This is a genomic window from Desulfoscipio geothermicus DSM 3669 (assembly GCF_900115975.1).
Lineage (GTDB): Bacteria > Bacillota > Desulfotomaculia > Desulfotomaculales > Desulfallaceae > Desulfoscipio > Desulfoscipio geothermicus.
Window position 1 is genome coordinate 1 of sequence record NZ_FOYM01000015.1, and the last position, 17,828, is coordinate 17,828.

The following is a 17,828-nucleotide window of genomic DNA, read 5'->3' on the forward strand; positions in this document are numbered from 1 at the left end:
GCGTAGATCTTGTTATAGTCAAGCGCATGGGAATAAAGTCGCTGTTTATCGGATTTATTGGCTCCCTGGTTATTTCAGTTGCCGGCTTATTAGCTATTCGTACCCTACATTTTTAAGGTTGGGAGGTTTTAAAATGCTGAGCAAGTTAGCAGAAGAGCTGTTGGCCAAAAATCAACTGGAGGCTGTGAATACATCCATTGACAGAATTATCCTGGCAGTGGACGGTTCTGCTCCGGCTATTGAAGCAACTAAATATGCAATTGGTTTAGCTAAACGGAACAGCTCAGAAATAATTGCTATATTTGTCGATCCAGATGGAGAAGACGCAGTCATCCCAGAAAATGAATGGGAGCTGCTGGCTAAAAAGACTAAGCGAGTTCGCTATGGATTAGCAGGCTTAAAGCTTGCCCATAAATACGGTAAAGCATACTGTATAAATGTGAAATTGCTTCTTTTAAGCGGCAATCCCGTGAAGCAAATCATTAACGTTGCTGAAAAAGAAGGAGCTGACTTAATCATTACAGGAGATACCGGCTTAACAGGAATTAAAAGAATAGCTTTAGGAAGCATAGCTGAAGCTGTAGTTGAAGCATCTGACGTTCCTGTTCTAGTTGTTAAAGGGAGGAAAATATTGTGAATTTATACCAGTTTCATATTTTTAAAACAGTGGCTGATAAAAAGAGTTTTTCCGGGGCTGCACAAGCCCTTTTTATCTCTCAGCCGGCAGTCAGTATGCATATTAAATCTCTGGAAGACCATTTTGGTACAAGATTGTTTGATCGTAACACCCAACAAGTAACTATCACAGAAGCTGGTCGTATTCTATATGAATATGTGGAAAAGATCTTGTCATTGCTGGATGAAGCAGAAAAAGATATTTCCGCTCTTACCGGCTGTATACGAGGCACCTTATCGGTAGGAGCAAGTTTTACCTTGGGCGAATACGTGATTCCGCAAGTTTTGGGGTGCTTTAAAAAACAACATCCCCAGGTAAGGGCTTTACTAAAAGTGACCAACACAGAACAAATAGTTAAGCTGGTGTTAAAGCAGGCGCTGGACTTAGGGCTTGTGGAAAGTCGCGTGGATAACTTTGAATTGATTGTAAAACCTTTTATGAAAGACGAACTGGTTGTTTTACTTCCCGTCGACCATCCCTTGGCTGGTAAGAAGTTTATCTTAATTGATGAACTTGTGGCGTTGCCTTTTATCTTAAGAGAACAAGGGTCGGGTACAAGGAAGATAACCGAAGATAGATTAAAGGAAGCAGGTATAAATCTATCTGAATTAAACGTGGTTATGGAATTAGGAAGTACCGAAGCAGTAAAGGAGGCTGTGGAAGCCGGGTTTGGTGCAACAATTATTTCTAAATGGGCAGTACAAAAAGAATTGAAGTTGGGTACTCTCGTTTCGGTTAAAGTCAAGGAGGTTTCTTTAGTACGAAAGTTTTATGTAATTTATAATAAAAACAAGTTCCAAACACCGGTAGTGAAGGAATTCATATCTTTTCTGAGTTCATTTTGCTTTCAGGAAAATTCAGTCGAAAAACTTGCCTAGGAACTTGGTCAAAAGGTCTATTTTTAAAGGCGCGAATTGTTCATCGTCAAGATTACCTTCTACCTTCTGTCTGACTCGATAGTAAAAAGAGTTTTTAGGAATTCGCTCTTGCCGATTGTCCATATCGGCAAAGCTTAGTTGTTCGTCTCTATTCCCGAGCGGTTAATGGAAGAAATCTTTGATTAAAGGCGAAATCCCCTTTCTCATGTGAGAAAGGGGATTTCTTGTAAAGCCCGTAATGACCTACGCTACAACCACTATGAGTATCTGCGTAGCCCACGACAATCTTTCGACTACCGCAGACCATTACGATACCCATAATGATCTTTGCTCGACTATTATGGATACCTGATGAGCCTGCAGCAATCTCTCGACTGCTGCAAACCCAAACAAAACTCGACAACAACACTTTAACATGTTAAATTGTAAAATTTTTCGGCACCCATAATAATCTTAGCTCGACCGGTAAACATCCCTTGTGACCATATGACAATCCTTCGGACTGCCATACAGCCTGCCGGAACATTTACTGATCTGCCCGCCGGCTAATATCGAACCAACGCTGATCCGATATTAACCTTTGGCCGACTGTTACAGAGCCTTTATGACCCTGTAACAATCTTGGCTCGGCCATTACGAACCTTGCATTTATATAGTGCCCGGTCTAAACAAAATTATAACTGCCAATTATTAGAAATTTTATGCTAAATAAAGCCGGGTGTACGCTAAAGAAAAAAAACGCCCCTCTTGAGAGGCGTTATTCCTCCATCTGCTTGGCCAGGAAAGAAGCCGCCGTTTCCGAAAGTTTTCTTTCCAGGTCACCCATTTTGGTGTCCTCATTGGAAGTGATGATCACAGCCCCGATGGCGTCGCCGTTGGCCACGATCGGGGAAATAACGCTGTTCTTAAACATCACCCGCTCATCAGCGGTAAAACTGTGTTCCTCTTCGATAATCTGGGTCTGCCGGTTGTTGATTATTTCTTCCAGCATGCCCCCGATGGGCTTTTTCAATAAATCTTTTTTATAACCGCCGGACACGGCGATTACCTCATCGCGGTCGGCGATACATACCACGTGCCCCAGGGCCTCATGCAGCGAGTCGGCATATTCCTTGGCAAATTCCCCCAGCTCGTTAATGGGCGAATATTTCTTTAAAATTACCTCCCCCTCACGATCCACGTATATTTCCAGGGGCTCGCCTTCACGAATACGCATGGTACGCCTGATTTCTTTCGGTATCACAACTCGACCAAGGTCGTCTATCCTTCTAACAATGCCGGTAGCTTTCATGAGAGCTTTAAACCTCCTTTATTAAATCTTGTTTTAGTAATATCCTAATTTTGACCAAACCATTACAGGAAACCATTGCAAAAAAAAATAACCCCTGCCAAAAGCCAAACTTATAAAAACAATTTCTAATTAATAAAATTTAAAAACCATGGCCGCACTTTGACCCAATAAAACCTGGAAATATCAAAGGCATGAAAATTGCAGTAAAGTATGATAAAATTAATAAAAAACCCGCCTTGCGGCAGGTTTTAATTTTTCACGGCGCTTATTGCACCACAACTCGCACCGCAAATCTATATCAACATATATTTGTTACAGGCAAAGGAACTTCTCACCCTGGTGTCTAATTTTTATATTGTAATAAATTTAAAAAATTTAGATGCATTTTCTTTAATTTCCTAATAATTAATTTTTTAATTAAAATACATAAATCAATCTTTAAAGGAGGGATAGCTTATCAGCAAACACTGCATTCATTCTTTTAAAGCGTTCGGCTGAACGTGACAAGCAGATGTAAAACCCGGAACCTTGAACAAGAAAGGAGAAGAAATGTTGCTACAAAAAACCCTTAGCAAAAGCAACAAAACCGACCTGTATCTGGATTTGGTCGAACTGACCAGCGGGCTTCTCCTGGTGGGATTCTTGTGGACACACATGCTATTTGTAGCCACCATCTTGATCTCCCAGGACACCTTTAACAAATTATCTGAATTTCTTGACACATATTATCTTTCTTACATCGGTATTCCATTTATCATTGTCATTGCTCTTTTTCATTTTGTCATTGCCGGCCGCAGAATTCCCACCCGGATACAGGAGCAGCGCATTGTCTGGCGGCACGCCAAAATGCTGCGCCATACCGATACCTGGACCTGGGTTTTCCAGACCATCACGGGCATGGCCATTCTGGTGCTGGGCGGCATCCACGTGTGGATGATTACCACGGGGTGGCCCATCCGCGCCATAAACAGCGCCGAGCGCATGGAGTCCTTCTGGTGGTTCTACCTGGTACTGCTGATTGTGGGTGAGTATCACGCCGGTTTCGGCATTTATCGCCAGTTTGTCAAGTGGGGATGGTTCCCCCGTAAGCCCATCGGCTACATTTCCAAGGTCATAACCGCCATTATTCTTGTCCTGGGGCTGGCAGCAATGGTTGTCTTTGTCCAGTTAGGAGGTACCCTATGAGCATATACCAAACACACATGACAGACGTACTGGTTGTAGGCGCGGGACTGGCCGGCGAAAGAATCGCCGTGGAAGCGGCTTCGCAGGGACAGGATGTTATAATTTTGAGCCTGGTTCCCCCCCGTCGTTCCCACAGCACAGCGGCCCAGGGCGGCATGCAGGCTTCACTGGGCAACTGCGCCATGGGCGAGGGAGACAATCCTGACGTGCACTTTGCCGATACCGTCAAAGGCTCCGACTGGGGCTGTGACCAGGAGGTGGCCAGGCTTTTCGTAGAAACCGCCCCCGTAGCGGTGCGGGAGATGGCTGTCTGGGGCGTCCCCTGGAGCCGTGTGGTGGCCGGTCAAAGGACCCTCCCCGACGGCCGGGTAATTGAGGAGAAAAAGGAAAAAGAAGGGCTGATCACCGCCCGGGACTTCGGCGGTACCGCCAAGTGGCGCACCTGTTACACCGCGGACGGAACAGGTCATACCCTGCAGTACACCATGGACAGTATGGTCATTAAGATGGGCATCACGGTCCACGACCGCACCGAGGCCATTTCCCTGATTCACGACGGAGAACAATGCATCGGCGTAGTGGCCCGCTGCCTGCGCACCGGCGACTTGCGGGTGTATATCGCCAAGACAACGGTAATTTGCACCGGTGGCTACGGCAGGTTGTACAGCGCTTCCACCAACGCGGTGATCAACGAGGGGAACGGCATGTTTGTCGCCCTCAATACCGGCGTGGTCCCCCTGGGCAACATGGAAGCCGTGCAATTCCACCCCACGGGCATGGTGCCGGTATGGATTCTGATTACGGAAGGTGCCCGGGGTGACGGCGGTTACTTGCTGGATAAAAACCTGGACCGTTTCATGCCCGACTACGAACCCAAGAAAAAAGAACTGGCCTCCCGGGACGTGGTTTCCCGCCGTATGACCCAGCACATGCGTAAAGGCCTGGGCGTGGACAGTCCCTACGGCCCGCACCTGTGGCTGGACATCAGGCACCTGGGAGCTGAACATATCAATACCAACCTGCGGGAAATCGCCAACATCGCCCGCAATTTTGCCGGCGTCGACCCGGTAAAGGATTTAATCCCGGTTCGACCCACCCAGCACTACAGCATGGGCGGGGTGCGCACCAACAAGGACGGCGCGGCTTACGGGCTGCGCGGCCTGTTTGCCGCCGGCGAAGCGGCCTGCTGGGACCTGCACGGTTTCAACCGCCTGGGCGGCAACTCCCTGGCTGAAACCATCACCGCCGGCCGGATCATCGGTAAGAAAGTGGCCGAGTATACCAAAGATGCCACGATTAATTATAACTACCAGCTGGTCGACGATGCCGTCAAGGAACAGGAAAACCGCATCAAGGCCCTGGTCAACGGCTGGCACGGCAAGGAAAACGTATACGAAATCCGCAACGAGATGGAAAAGAACCTGATGGATTACGTGGGCATTTTCCGCAACGGCAAAGATTTGCAAAAGGCTGTAGACAACCTGCGGGAAGTTTACCATCGCTCGCTGAAGATCGGCCTGCGTTCCAACGGCGAAGGACCTAACCCCGAGTTGGCCCAGGCGCTGCGCATGCCCGGCATGGTCCGGCTGGCGCTGTGCATAGCTTACGGCGCGTTGATGCGTACCGAAAGCCGCGGCAGTCACGCCCGGGAAGACTACCCCAAGCGGGACGACACCAACTGGCTCAAGCGCACCCTGGCTTACTGGCCGGAGGGCGCGGACCTGCCCGAATTGAAATACGAACCGGTGAAGATCACCGAACTGCCGCCGGGAGACCGCGGTTACGGCGAATCCTCGGCTGAATCACAAGGAGGCAAAAATGGCTGATCGTGAATTAACCTTTGAAATATTTCGCTATAACCCGCAAAAGCCCGAAACAAAACCATACCTCCAGACCTACAAGCTGAAAGAAACCACGGGCATGACCGTATTTGTGGCCCTGAACATGATTCGCGAGGAACAGGACCCGTCCCTGATGTTCGATTTCGTGTGCCGGGCCGCCATCTGCGGTTCCTGCGCCATGATCATCAACGGGCGGCCCCGGCTGGCTTGCAAAACCCTGACCAAGACGCTGCCGGCCAAAATCAAACTGTTCCCGCTGCCGGTGTTTAAACTGATCGGCGACCTGTCCGTGGATACCGGCACCTGGTTCAGGCACCTGTCCCTGAAAACCGAAAGCTGGATTCACACCAGCAAAACATTCGACCCCAAGGCCCAGGAAGAACGCATGGACAACAAAACGGCGCTGGAAATATACGAGGCCGAGCGCTGCATCGAGTGCGGCTGCTGTATTGCCGGCTGTGCCACCGCCAACATCCGGGAAGATTTCCTGGGCGCCGCGGGCATCAACCGGGTGGCCCGCTTCATGGTCGACCCCCGGGACGAACGCACCCCGGAACAATATTTTGAGGTGGTGGGTTCCGAGGAAGGCGCTTTTGGCTGCATGGGCCTGATGGCCTGCGACGACAACTGCCCCATGGAACTGCCGCTGCAGATGCAGCTGGCCTTTGTACGCCGCAAAATTGCCAAAATCGGGCTGGGCGTCAAGGAGAAAAAAGGCGTCAAACTGGCGTAAGTCGGTGGCCGGTCGCCGGTGGTCAGTGATCGGCAAAAAATATCCCTTCCTTGTATAATTTCCGGTAAATCCCTGAATAATAAACGGGGTAAATAAATTATACAAGGGAGGAATACCATGAAAACAGGAACCCGCGAAGCAATGGTGCTCAGTGAAGTATTGCGGAGCAACGCCTGCATGATCGACCATTACAACCTCTATATGACCGGCTGCCAGGACCAGCAACTGCGAACCATCCTGGACCGCCAGCAAAGACATACCCTGGACAGTTTTCAGAGGCTGATTCAAATGATGCAAAGCCACGGTCTGGACACCAGTAACATTCCGCTGCCCACCACCATGTCCGTCACTGCGGGCGGCGCACAAACCACCACCGGCGCGGCCCAGTACGGCACTCAGTGGACCGGCCGGCAGTACGGCCAGCAAACCGGAACCACGTCCTACTCAGCGCAGTACACCGCCGGCAGTCCGGCCGTGGGCACCCAGATGACCGCCGGACAGCCCGGAACCCAGGCACCCACATTTAACGACCGGACTATTTCCGAGGGCGCGCTGCTTTTCCACAAATCCGGTGCGGAGATCAATACCAGGGCCGCCCTGGAAAGTTCCGAGCCGCACATCAGAAACGCCCTGACTAACATGGCCCGCAACTGCATAGAAATGTCCTACGAACTATACAATTACATGTCCCAGCGGGGCTGGTACCAGTTGCCCACCACCCCGCAAAACTTTGTCACCCACTCACCCACCCAGCAGCAATACCCCCCTCAATAAGGGGGGGTTTTATTTTGGTCAAATTATACCACCTCATCAAGCAAATAATTAATCACCAGACGGCATCCACCCAGCAAATTTCCGCTTCCATACAGGAACTGACCGCTTCGGTCAACAAAATCAAACAGGTACTTCGTTAACTGCAATAATAAGAAAGAGAATAAATTATTTAAATTTAAAAAATAATTAAGAAATTTAGACATTTTTTTGACATTGTGTTTCTAATTATTATATAATTTGAGCAATAACAACAAACCGGGCAAACCGTTCGAAAGATCGGGACGCAAAGCTATGGGCCTAAGGTTATTAAGCTAAGGTCGCCTGGCTGCTGAAATAACGTGCAGCTATGCCGTTTTTCAGCCGGCCACCGGGACATACCCCGTGGCCTTTTTTCAACTGCGCAGTGTTTTTTTATCCATAAGGACTGGAAAAACTTTTTGGGGAGGAGGGATACTTACATGACCAGCGAAAAAAAATTAGCCAAACTAATCGATGAATTACTTGAAGAGTATATGGGGACAAAATATAAAAGAACAGATGATAATAGTTTACCGGCAACAACAGCAGAAAGCCCGTCAATAAATGATAATATCGAAGCAAAAATGAATAACCGGTTAAGCAAAAATTTTTTCAATAATAAATACTCCGATAAATATAATGCTGAATCGGCAAAACAGCTCCCCCCCGGCCTGGTATGGGTAAAAAACAATGAAATCCACGTTCAGGGTCTGCCGGGCCAAAACATATTCCACCCAGGAACCTGACTGTCGAAAAAATACAATTATTAATGGAACATATTAAATTAGCCCAGGAGTTTTTTTTGCAACTGCAGAATGTTTCGGCTGACGTTTACGTAGATTACTCTTTCAACAGCATTATCGCCGCCACTAATAATGTATATATTGCCGACAAAGGATGTTTCAACAGTAAAATTACCGCGGGTGGAAACATCTATATCAACGGTATAATCCGGGGCGGAGAGGTTAACGCCAAAGGAAACATTTTAGTAAAAGAAGCGGGCTCCGAAACAGGATCCAAAACAATTCTACAAACTTCTTCCGGTAAAATAAAAATTTTTAATAAGATATATGACGGGGTAGTTGTTTATATAAACAACCGCCTACTAAAAATTACAGGCACCATGGGTCCCGTAATTTTTAGTAACGATGACGGCGAACAAGTGCAGATAAAATATTTATAAACAAGAATAAGGGGGGTAATTAAGATAAACGGTTTGCCAAATCACCTGTTTTTTTTACAACAATTGATTGATGCCATACCAAGCCCGATTTTTTATAAAAACGCCCGGGGTTTGTACCAGGGTTGCAACAAGGCTTTCGAAGCATTTACCGGTTTAAGCAAAGAAGAAATTATCGGTAAAACAGTTTACGATATTGCCCCAAAAGATTTAGCTGAAAAGTACCACGAGATGGAAGCGGCATTGCTTCGGAAACCGGGTGTACAGGTTTATGAAGCTTCGGTCCTTTACGCGGACGGCACCAGGCATGATGTCATCTTCAACAAGACTGCCTACTTAAACCCCGACGGCACCGTGGCCGGGTTGGCGGGAATAATTCTTAACATTACCGAACGCAAGCAGGCCGAAATGGAAATCCGGCACATGTTGAGATATGAAAAAACCATAGCGCAAATTTCATCCCGTTTTGTCAGCAAATCGGATATCGACGTTTCCATTAACGATTCTCTTGCCGATATGGGTACTGTAAGCGGCGCGGACAGAGCCTATCTCTTTCTCATACGGCAAGGGGGAACCGTCATGGATAATACCCATGAATGGTGCGCCGAGGGCGTAAGCCCGCAAATACATAATCTGCAAAACCTTCCTGCGGATATGTTTCCGTGGTGGATGTCCAAGCTGCGTAAGGGAGAATTTATTCACATTTCTGATGTTTCCAAGATGCCGGCAGAATCAAAAGCTGAACAGGAAATATTACAGAACCAGGACATTAAATCGCTTCTGGTGATGCCTGTAGTTATAAAAGGAACACTGGCCGGATTTATTGGGCTTGATAATGTTTCCACAACAGGGGAGTGGAGCAACCATAACTTATCTCTCCTTCGCGTGTGTTCCGAGATATTGGGAAATGCCATTGAACGCAAGCGAGCTGAAGATACCATTTGCCAAAGCGTCACCCACGCGAAGGCTCTGGCCAGCATAAACGCACAGCTATATAGCGACAACCTGCGCCAAATGCAAACCATTACCGCGCTGTACGCCAGTGCCCAAAGGCTGGCGCAAAACCTGAACCAGCGGGAACTGGCCGAAGAGATTACCCGCACCTGCGTGGAAGTTTTCGGTGTAAGACTGGCTTGGCTGGGCAGGGCCGAGGAAGATAAAAGCGTGCGATTGCTTGCACATTACCCATTAGATAGCAAATATCCCCAAAAGCTCACCTTGCGCTGGGATGATTCGCCCCAAGGCCGGGGTCCCACCGGGCGCGCCATCCGCTGCGGTTCCCCGGTCGTTTCAGATGATATCGCCAGCGCCGCGAACAACACCCCGTGGCGTACGGCCCAGCTTGCGGAAGGTTTTTGCAGCAGTGCCGCCTTTCCGCTTATCAGCCAAAACGTAACATTGGGTTCTTTAAACCTCTACAGCGACCGCTCCGGCTTCTTCACCCCGGAACAAGTCGAACTTATACAGACATACGCACACCAGGCAGCCATCGCGCTGGAAAAAGCCCGGCTGCTTGAAGAGACGGAACGCCGACTCAAATATTTACATGCCCTACGCCGCGTAGACAAGACCATTAATACCAAACCGGACCTGTACGTCACCTTCAACGTAATTCTGGACCAGCTTATTGAACACTTGGGCGTTCACGCCGCCGACATACTGGTGTTAAATCAACACGCTCAAGTTTTGGAATATGCCGCCGGCCTGGGGTTCCGCTCCACAACCGCGGAAGGTTCCCGCCTGCGTCTTGGCGAAGGATACGTTGGACAGGCCTTATTGGATAAGCGCTCCATTCACATTTCAAATCTACCTGAAATGGGAACCGCCTTTTTGCGCGCCCCGCTGCTGGCGAACGAAAACTTTAAGGCATATTTCAGTATTCCGCTTATTATTAAAGGCCAAATAAAAGGTCTGCTGGAAGTTTTTCACCGCGAGCCCCTTTATCCCGACCGGGATGGACTGGACTTCATGGAAACCCTGGCGGGACAGGCGGCCATAGCCATAGAAAATACCGCATTACTTGAAAACATTCAGCACACCAACCAGGAACTCCGGCTGGCCTATGATGCCACTATCGAAAGTTGGGCCCGCATTTTAGATATGCGGGATAAAGAAACCGAAGGGCATAGCCAGCGCGTCGCCCGGGCGACGGTACACCTGTCGCGCGCCATGGGGGTCCACGAAGCCGAACTGGTGCATGTTCACCGCGGGGCTCTGCTCCACGACATCGGCAAAATGGGCATCCCCGACCACATCCTGCTCAAGCCCGGCCCCCTGTCCGACGAAGAGTGGGAAATCATGCGTCGCCACCCGGTTAATGCATACGAGATGTTATCGCCTATCGAATACCTGCGCCCAGCCCTGGACATCCCCTATTGCCATCATGAAAAGTGGGACGGCACCGGCTACCCGCGCGGGTTGAGAGGCGAACAAATTCCACTCTCGGCACGGATTTTTGCTGTAATCGATGTATGGGATGCTTTGCGTTCAGACCGCCCCTATCGCCCCGCCCTGCCCGAAAACAAGGTATATGCATACATCCGCGAGCAGGCCGGGAAACATTTCGATCCCGGGGTGGTTCAAATGTTTTTTGAAATCGACTGGCATCAGCTTTTAGATGAAGCCAACCTGGCAATTGATCCTCCCCAAGCGTTACTCGCTCAATATTAATACCCAACAAGGGAACTTTCCACCTCGCCCCCGCGTCAGCAATATTAAAACCTGAAAATGGGGGGGCATGGATATGTTTACACGGAACACGCTGTATGGATTAGTGATCGGGTTGCTGGTAACCATAGCCCTGCTGGCGGGCATATCGGTAAAGCCTGAAACATCAACCGCCGGTGAACCGGCCACTTTCTCATCATACACTGAACTGGCAAGTTACATAGAAAAAAGCACCGAACAGGCCCGGCAGTTCGGCATATGGTACGGGCGCGACATGATGCCGGGCGGGATGCCGGAAGTAAAGGCTCTGTCCGGGGCCAGGATGATGAAGTCCGAAGCAGCGGCGCAGGATACCGGGGCCAACACCGCCCCGCCGGATTATTCCTCGACCAACAACCAGGTACAGGGTGTGGATGAAGCGGACATGGTAAAAACGGACGGCAGTTACCTGTATATCACCGGCGACCGCAAGTTGTCCATCATCCGGGCCTATCCGCCGGCTGAAGCGAAAAAAACAGCGGAAATAAAATTTTCCGGACAGCCCGTGGAAGCTTTTATCAACGGGGATACCCTGGTGGTTTTCGGCAACGGACCGGAACCGGACCGGATGTTTGTGCACCAATATAATGTTACCGATCAGAAAAAGCCGCAACTTATTCAGGATACGACCTGTGACGGATATTACGTAACATCACGGATGATTGACAACTACGTGTACGCGGTGGTCAATACCCCGGTAAACAGCTATGAACCCGCAAAAGCCGAAAAAGAAGAAGTCGTGCTGCCAAGAATCACTACCAACGGCAAGGTGCGGGTCATCCCACCGGGGGAAATACATTATTTCAATTACCCGGACTATGCTTACCGGTACACGACAATACTGGCCATCGACACAAAGGGCACAACAAGTTTACAAAGCAAAACTTTCCTGACCGGCACATCCCAGCATATATTTGCTTCGGCTGAAAACCTGTACCTGACCGGCATCAAAACACCCGATTGTGCGCTTTACACTGAAAAATTGCTGAACGGCCTGGCTGAGGCGGTGCCCGACCATGTCGCCGCCCAAATAAAAACCGTGCAGAGCTCGGGGCAAAACTACAGTGAAAAGCTGCAGCAGGTGGAGGAAATACTGGACCGGTACCTGAACAGCCTGGATTACGAGAAGGCGCCGGCCCTGGAAGAAAAAATAGGGGAGTACCGGGACAAGTGGCAGCGGGATATGGCCCGGGAACGCAACAAAACCGTAATCCACAAGCTGGCCGTAAAGAACGGCGGCGTGGAGTACCTGTGCCGGGGCGAGGTCGGCGGGCATGTTCTGAACCAGTTTTCCATGGATGAACACAACGGTTATTTTCGTATTGCCACCACCTCGGAGGGCTTTCTCTTTACCGACCTGCCCGCTACCCGAAACAACCTATACGTACTGGATGAGAACCTGCAAGTAACCGGTTCGGTTTTGGGTCTGGCTCCCACGGAAAGAATTTATTCCGCCCGGTTTATGGGTGACCGGGCCTACCTGGTTACCTTCCGGCGCATTGATCCGCTGTTCGTCATCGACCTGCAGGACCCGCACAACCCCAAAGTGCTGGGCAAGCTGAAAATCCCGGGCTACTCGGATTACCTGCACCCGTATGATGAAAATCACCTGATCGGCATCGGCAGGGAGGTGTCCGTCGCCCCCGCACCCGATTCGCCGTCGGCGCAGCCAAGGATTTTGCCCCCGCCGGCGCGGGAACTGGGGATAAAAATCGCCCTGTTCGACGTGTCCAACCCGGCGGCGCCCAAGGAAGTGGCCAAGTACGTGGTTGACCGGGCCGACTCCGATTCCCCGGCTCTGCGGGACCACCGGGCGGTATTGTTCAGCCGGGAAAAGAACCTGCTGGCCATCCCCGTCAGCTACGGGTCGCCTTACAGGATCATGGTCGAACCGGAAATCTGGCCCGGCTACCCCCGGTGGCAGGGTGTGTTTGCATTTACAATATCCCCGGAAAAGGGCATCAAGCTGAAGGGCAAAGTGGAACACCCGGGCAACCCGTCCGCTGACAGGTATTACAACTACAACGCAGTTGAACGATCCCTGTATATCGGCGACGTACTTTACACAATTTCTCAGCAGCAGTTGAAAATGAACGACCTGGAAAACCTGCGGGAACTGAAGACAATTAATTTGCAGTAAAGCATGCTGCCTGCTCAATTTCAGCAGAAGGAACACTTTCAGGGTGTTCCTTTTTGTTTTTTGCACCGAGAATAAAAGGGGGACTGGCACCGTAAAAGAGGACTGGCTCCGATTCGTATTGTGAACCGGTGCCTGTCCCCCTTTTACCGGATCCAGTCCCCTTTTTATATATACTTTCCATAAAAAGCAGGAACGAACTGTGTGATCATTACAGTTAATCACATAAACAATACGTTTATCGGTTATTTCTCCATTTTCGTTTACCCTGTTCTTGGGAACCACGAAGAGAGATATCCCCTTGGTACCCGGTGCCGCCCCTTCAATGCGGGCCAACAACAAATGAATAATGTTTTCTGTCAGGTTGTGGTCACCGCCGGTGATAAAGCATTTGGTTCCCTTAATTTTATAAACGCCCGGAGTATCTGTCGGGTAAGCCTTGGTGGTTATATCACCCTCTGCACCGGGCATCATTGATGATGTAAGATGCTTCTTTTAAAGATAATGTTGGGTAAATGGTGACGGTCACACCACCGCCATTGATTATGGCAAAGTCCGCCTGGGTCCAGTATGGACTGTTATGCGCCATTATCGCTGCCCGCTCTTTTTTTTCAAAACCAAGGGCCAGCAACCCACAAGCTATGCTTTCCACCCTTTCCTGCATTTCCCGGTATGTAAAGGAGCCATTGTTGTCATTATGATACAATTCAGAGTTAAATAGTTGTGCCTTTCGAACTGAAAACCTGCGGCAGGTGGTATAAAAGCACTCACTTAAAGTTGGCAGACGGTCTTCCCGCATTAGTCATCCCACACTTTCTTAAAAATGATTCCTGTTGTTTTTCGGCAGATTTAATTCAAGATGTTTTTACCGTTTACTCCTTAAGGGTTATCAACCATTTTTATAATTAGCCAATTTTTATAATAGTGTAAATTATTCGACACTAATACGGGCATTCCTTTCGATTCGAAATATTCGATTCGAATTTTTTATTTAAAAATTCAATTATTATCACATCCTGACTTTATTGCCGCCCAAAGTGCATGTGGTACGTAATAATGCAAGTTGACAAAGAAAAACATAACGGTTTAAACTCAATCTAAATATCAAGTGTAATATTTTTATAGTATGAAAGGGGACTAAAATGCAGGATTTTACAACATTTATTTGTTACCAGCTCAAAATGACAATGAGAAAAGTTGAGAAATATATAACGAGTCATCTGAAGGAATTCGGCATTAACTTCCCTCAATCTTTGATTCTATTCTGTTTGCTGGAAAGAGAAGGGTCCACCCTGTCCGAGATAGGCAGCCGCGCTCAAATCGAAAATTCTTCTCTGACAACCATGGTGGATAAATTGGAAAAAGAAGGACTTGTGGAAAGAAGGATGGATGCACAAAACCGCAGGGTAACCAGGCTGTTTCTTACGGATAACGGCCGGAGGCTGGCGGAAGAGGTTTTTGCCGCGGGACTGAAATTCAACCGGCGTCTTAAGAATAACCTGGAAGGCTCAGAAGACAATTTAATTAAAGCATTGAAAACGATATCAAAAAGCCTGGACTAGAACTGTTCCCCTACAGGCAGTACACCTCAACAGCACTTAATAACCTGTTTGAGGCACGGCTGTTATCATCGACAGCCGCTTTTATTGATTTATGTTATGAAAATGTTAAATGAATGTAACAGTTTTGTAACATTAGTATGTTATTATAGAAAATAGCATTAACCAAGTGCAATCGTTCCTTATTAATCAACATTAATACAAGATCCAATAAAAACTAAAAATCTTATTCAGGCAGCTCTTATCAAGAGTGGTGGAGGGAAAGGCCCTATGAAACCCGGCAACCCGTCCGGCACTGAACCGGACATGGTGCTAATTCCTTCAGGACAAGTTTGTCCTGGCAGATGAGAGGTCGTTAATGTTAATTAACCCTTTCCATCTGTGAAGGGTTAATTTTTTTAAATATATTATCTCATCACAAGGAGGACAATAATGACAGAAAAGAAATGGGGTTTTGAGACTGTAGCGCTGCACGCCGGTTACCAACCGGACTGCGAAACACTTTCCCGGGCAGTACCTGTTTATCAAACCACATCATATGTTTTTCGGGATTCAGAACACGCTGCAAATTTATTTGCTTTAAAGGAAACGGGTAACATCTACAGCCGAATTGGAAATCCAACAGTTGAAGTACTGGAAAAGCGCTTAGCCGCACTGGAAGGAGGCGTAGGAGCTCTCGCCCTTTCCTCCGGTCATGCCGCCATATATACCACAATATTGAATATTGCATCGGCCGGTGACGAGATTGTATCCTCAAGCAGCCTTTACGGCGGAACGTTTAATTTATTTACCCATACCCTCCCCCGCCTGGGTATTAAAGTTCACTTCGTGGATCCCGGACGGCCCGAAAACTTCCGCAAGGCTGTCTCTGACAAGACAAAAGCCGTCTTCGGGGAAATTATCGGCAATCCCAGGTGTGATGTACTGGATATTCAAGGGGCTAGTGAGGTGGCCCATGAAGCCGGCATACCGCTCATTGTCGACAGTACTTTTACAACTCCGTTTTTATGCCGCCCGTTTGAATTCGGCGCTGATATTGTTGTTCATTCCATGACTAAATTTATTGGCGGGCATGGTACAAGTATGGGCGGCATCATAATTGATTCAGGAAAATTTGATTGGGCACAAAACGATAAATTTCCGGGATTAACCAACCCTGACCCCAGTTACCATGGAATTTCATATACAAAAGACTTAGGCCCGGCGGCATTCGTCGGTAAGGCCAGAGCGCAGCTTCTGAGGGATATAGGTGCTTGTCTGAGCCCCTTTAATGCCTTTTTGATACTTCAGGGTACGGAAACCCTTTCTTTAAGAATGGAACGACATGTCAGCAATGCACAACAAGTGGCCAACTTTTTAGAAAATCACCCCCAAGTTAACTGGGTGTCTTATCCGGGACTCAGCAGTCACCCGTCCCATGCATTGACTAAAAAATATTTGTCCAGAGGCGCCGGAGCGATAATGACATTCGGCATTAAAGGCGGTTTGGAGGCCGGCAAAAGATTTATAGAAAACTTACGGATTTTCTCCCATCTAGCCAATGTGGGTGATGCAAAATCCCTGGTAATACACCCGGCTTCAACGACCCACAGTCAACTATCTGAAGAAGAGCTATTAAAGGCCGGCGTCTCTCCGGACATGGTTCGTCTCTCCATTGGCCTGGAAAGCATCGAAGATTTATTGGAAGACCTTGACCAAGCTCTTGGAACCTGGAATTCGCAAAAGTAATTTTCCAAAAATGATCCTTGAACGAAAGTACAGGAAATACCAGTTTAATACCGACATAAGGGGATGTTCTTATGCCAATTAAAATACCGGATAATCTTCCTGCAGTGGAAATTCTTAACGGAGAAAATATATTCGTAATGACCGAAACCCGTGCAGTTCACCAGGACATTCGGCCGCTAAGAATTTTAATATTAAACTTAATGCCAACTAAAATAATTACAGAAACACAATTGTTGCGATTGCTCGGCAACTCTCCCCTGCAAGTTGAAATAGAGCTTTTGCGAACCAAAACACACGATTCTAAAAATACTCCCGGGGAACACTTGGCAGTTTTTTACAAGACTTTTGATGAAATAAAAAGGGAAAAGTTTGATGGCTTTATTATAACAGGCGCACCGGTCGAACACTTTGAATTTCACCAGGTGGATTATTGGGATGAGCTGAAAGAAATAATGGAATGGTCAAAGCATAATGCAACCTCAACGTTTCATATATGTTGGGCGGCCCAAGCCGGACTTTATTATCACTTTGGCATTCCCAAACATAAATTGACACAAAAGCTATTTGGCGTGTTCAAACATCATGTCAATAAAAAAAATGTCAAGCTTCTCCGGGGTTTTGATGATGAATTCTATGTTCCGCATTCACGTTACTCGGAAATACGCCGGGAAGATATTGAACAAGTTCCTGAACTGGAAATACTTTCGGAATCTGATAAAGCAGGTATTTACCTGGTAGCCACAAAAAACCGCCGGATGTTTTTTGTAACAGGGCATTCTGAATATGACCCCCTGACTTTAAAAAAAGAATACGAAAGGGATATACAAAAAGGAATTAAAATTTCGGTGCCTCAAAATTATTTCCCTAATGACGACCCGAAAAATACTCCGATAGCTAAATGGAGAGGACATGCCCATTTATTATTTTCCAACTGGTTAAACTATTATGTCTATCAAGAAACACCATACAATTTAAATGAAATATAATAAAAATACATTTTCCCGCCCACCGGAACACCAATTCTTTATTTCGATATTATTACTGGATTTTTGCCCGGTTACTGATTTTTTTTAACCGGGGCACTTTTTTATGCCGGGCGGCATAAATTATTTACCAACAGTT

16 protein-coding genes, 1 pseudogene and 2 riboswitches are annotated in these 17,828 nt (G+C 47.8%); of the genes and pseudogenes, 14 read left to right on the plus strand and 3 right to left on the minus strand.

Annotation, left to right across the window (positions count from 1 at the left end; all coding sequences use genetic code 11):
- The first annotated feature begins 133 nt into the window (after positions 1-133).
- Both BM299_RS10090 and BM299_RS10095 read left to right on the plus strand, forming a co-directional pair.
- Positions 134-637: a universal stress protein gene (locus BM299_RS10090; protein WP_092483610.1), complete on the plus strand. Its 504-nt coding sequence runs from the start codon at positions 134-136 to the stop codon at positions 635-637.
- On the plus strand, positions 634-1,554 hold the full coding sequence (locus tag BM299_RS10095; protein ID WP_092483612.1) for a selenium metabolism-associated LysR family transcriptional regulator: 921 nt from the start codon (positions 634-636) through the stop codon (positions 1,552-1,554). Before BM299_RS10090 ends, BM299_RS10095 begins: the two co-directional genes overlap by 4 nt.
- Before the next feature lie 757 nt (positions 1,555-2,311).
- Here the strand turns inward: BM299_RS10095 and spoVT are convergent.
- The gene (gene spoVT / locus BM299_RS10100; RefSeq protein WP_092483614.1) at positions 2,312-2,845 is read right to left on the minus strand and encodes a stage V sporulation protein T; all 534 of its coding nucleotides are present in this window, start codon (positions 2,843-2,845) and stop codon (positions 2,312-2,314) included.
- Between the two features lie 549 nt (positions 2,846-3,394).
- Between spoVT and BM299_RS10105 the strand changes: the two genes are divergently transcribed.
- From BM299_RS10105 to BM299_RS10140, 9 genes are all read left to right on the plus strand, one after another.
- Complete coding sequence (locus tag BM299_RS10105) at positions 3,395-4,030, plus strand: succinate dehydrogenase/fumarate reductase transmembrane subunit (RefSeq protein ID WP_092483616.1); 636 nt, start codon at positions 3,395-3,397, stop codon at positions 4,028-4,030.
- Positions 4,027-5,856 carry a fumarate reductase flavoprotein subunit gene (locus tag BM299_RS10110; RefSeq protein ID WP_092483618.1) on the plus strand — a complete coding sequence of 610 codons (1,830 nt, stop codon included), beginning with the start codon at positions 4,027-4,029 and terminating at the stop codon, positions 5,854-5,856. Before BM299_RS10105 ends, BM299_RS10110 begins: the two co-directional genes overlap by 4 nt.
- Positions 5,849-6,604, plus strand: a complete 756-nt coding sequence (locus BM299_RS10115; protein WP_092483620.1) for a fumarate reductase iron-sulfur subunit — start codon at positions 5,849-5,851, stop codon at positions 6,602-6,604. Before BM299_RS10110 ends, BM299_RS10115 begins: the two co-directional genes overlap by 8 nt.
- 117 nt (positions 6,605-6,721) lie before the next feature.
- A complete protein-coding gene (locus BM299_RS10120) occupies positions 6,722-7,378 on the plus strand; it encodes a spore coat protein (protein ID WP_220427521.1) in 657 nt (218 codons plus the stop codon).
- Between the two features lie 14 nt (positions 7,379-7,392).
- Entirely contained in the window at positions 7,393-7,518 is a 126-nt protein-coding gene (locus BM299_RS20210) for a hypothetical protein (protein ID WP_281246366.1), read from the plus strand.
- 108 nt (positions 7,519-7,626) lie between these two features.
- Positions 7,627-7,711: riboswitch (cyclic di-GMP riboswitch) on the plus strand.
- A gap of 125 nt (positions 7,712-7,836) precedes the next feature.
- On the plus strand, positions 7,837-8,142 hold the full coding sequence (locus tag BM299_RS10125; protein WP_092483622.1) for a hypothetical protein: 306 nt from the start codon (positions 7,837-7,839) through the stop codon (positions 8,140-8,142).
- Positions 8,143-8,198: 56 nt separating this feature from the next.
- Positions 8,199-8,579: a FapA family protein gene (locus BM299_RS10130; RefSeq protein WP_131820634.1), complete on the plus strand. Its 381-nt coding sequence runs from the start codon at positions 8,199-8,201 to the stop codon at positions 8,577-8,579.
- Positions 8,580-8,612: 33 nt separating this feature from the next.
- On the plus strand, positions 8,613-11,246 hold the full coding sequence (locus BM299_RS10135; RefSeq protein ID WP_092483626.1) for a GAF domain-containing protein: 2,634 nt from the start codon (positions 8,613-8,615) through the stop codon (positions 11,244-11,246).
- A 73-nt stretch (positions 11,247-11,319) separates the two neighbouring features.
- Positions 11,320-13,422, plus strand: coding sequence for a beta-propeller domain-containing protein (locus tag BM299_RS10140; RefSeq protein WP_165608263.1), 2,103 nt, complete (start codon positions 11,320-11,322; stop codon positions 13,420-13,422).
- 216 nt (positions 13,423-13,638) lie between these two features.
- Here the strand turns inward: BM299_RS10140 and BM299_RS20215 are convergent.
- A pseudogene (locus BM299_RS20215) lies at positions 13,639-13,875 on the minus strand (acyl-CoA dehydrogenase); the annotation flags it as partial.
- Positions 13,871-14,218, minus strand: a complete 348-nt coding sequence (locus BM299_RS10150; protein WP_092483630.1) for an AMP-binding protein — start codon at positions 14,216-14,218, stop codon at positions 13,871-13,873. The pseudogene BM299_RS20215 and the gene BM299_RS10150, both read right to left, overlap by 5 nt.
- Before the next feature lie 343 nt (positions 14,219-14,561).
- On the opposite strand from BM299_RS10150, the gene BM299_RS10155 reads away from it, so the two are divergent.
- The 3 genes from BM299_RS10155 (at position 14,562) to metA (ending at position 17,692) form a co-directional block, all read left to right on the plus strand.
- Positions 14,562-14,981, plus strand: a complete 420-nt coding sequence (locus BM299_RS10155) for a MarR family winged helix-turn-helix transcriptional regulator (RefSeq protein ID WP_092483632.1) — start codon at positions 14,562-14,564, stop codon at positions 14,979-14,981.
- 235 nt (positions 14,982-15,216) lie between these two features.
- Positions 15,217-15,329: riboswitch (SAM riboswitch) on the plus strand.
- A gap of 81 nt (positions 15,330-15,410) precedes the next feature.
- Positions 15,411-16,706 carry a homocysteine synthase gene (locus tag BM299_RS10160; protein WP_207545167.1) on the plus strand — a complete coding sequence of 432 codons (1,296 nt, stop codon included), beginning with the start codon at positions 15,411-15,413 and terminating at the stop codon, positions 16,704-16,706.
- 71 nt (positions 16,707-16,777) lie between these two features.
- Positions 16,778-17,692 (plus strand): homoserine O-acetyltransferase MetA, encoded by a 915-nt coding sequence (gene metA / locus BM299_RS10165; protein WP_092483636.1) that lies wholly within the window; start codon positions 16,778-16,780, stop codon positions 17,690-17,692.
- The last annotated feature ends 136 nt before the right edge of the window (positions 17,693-17,828 follow it).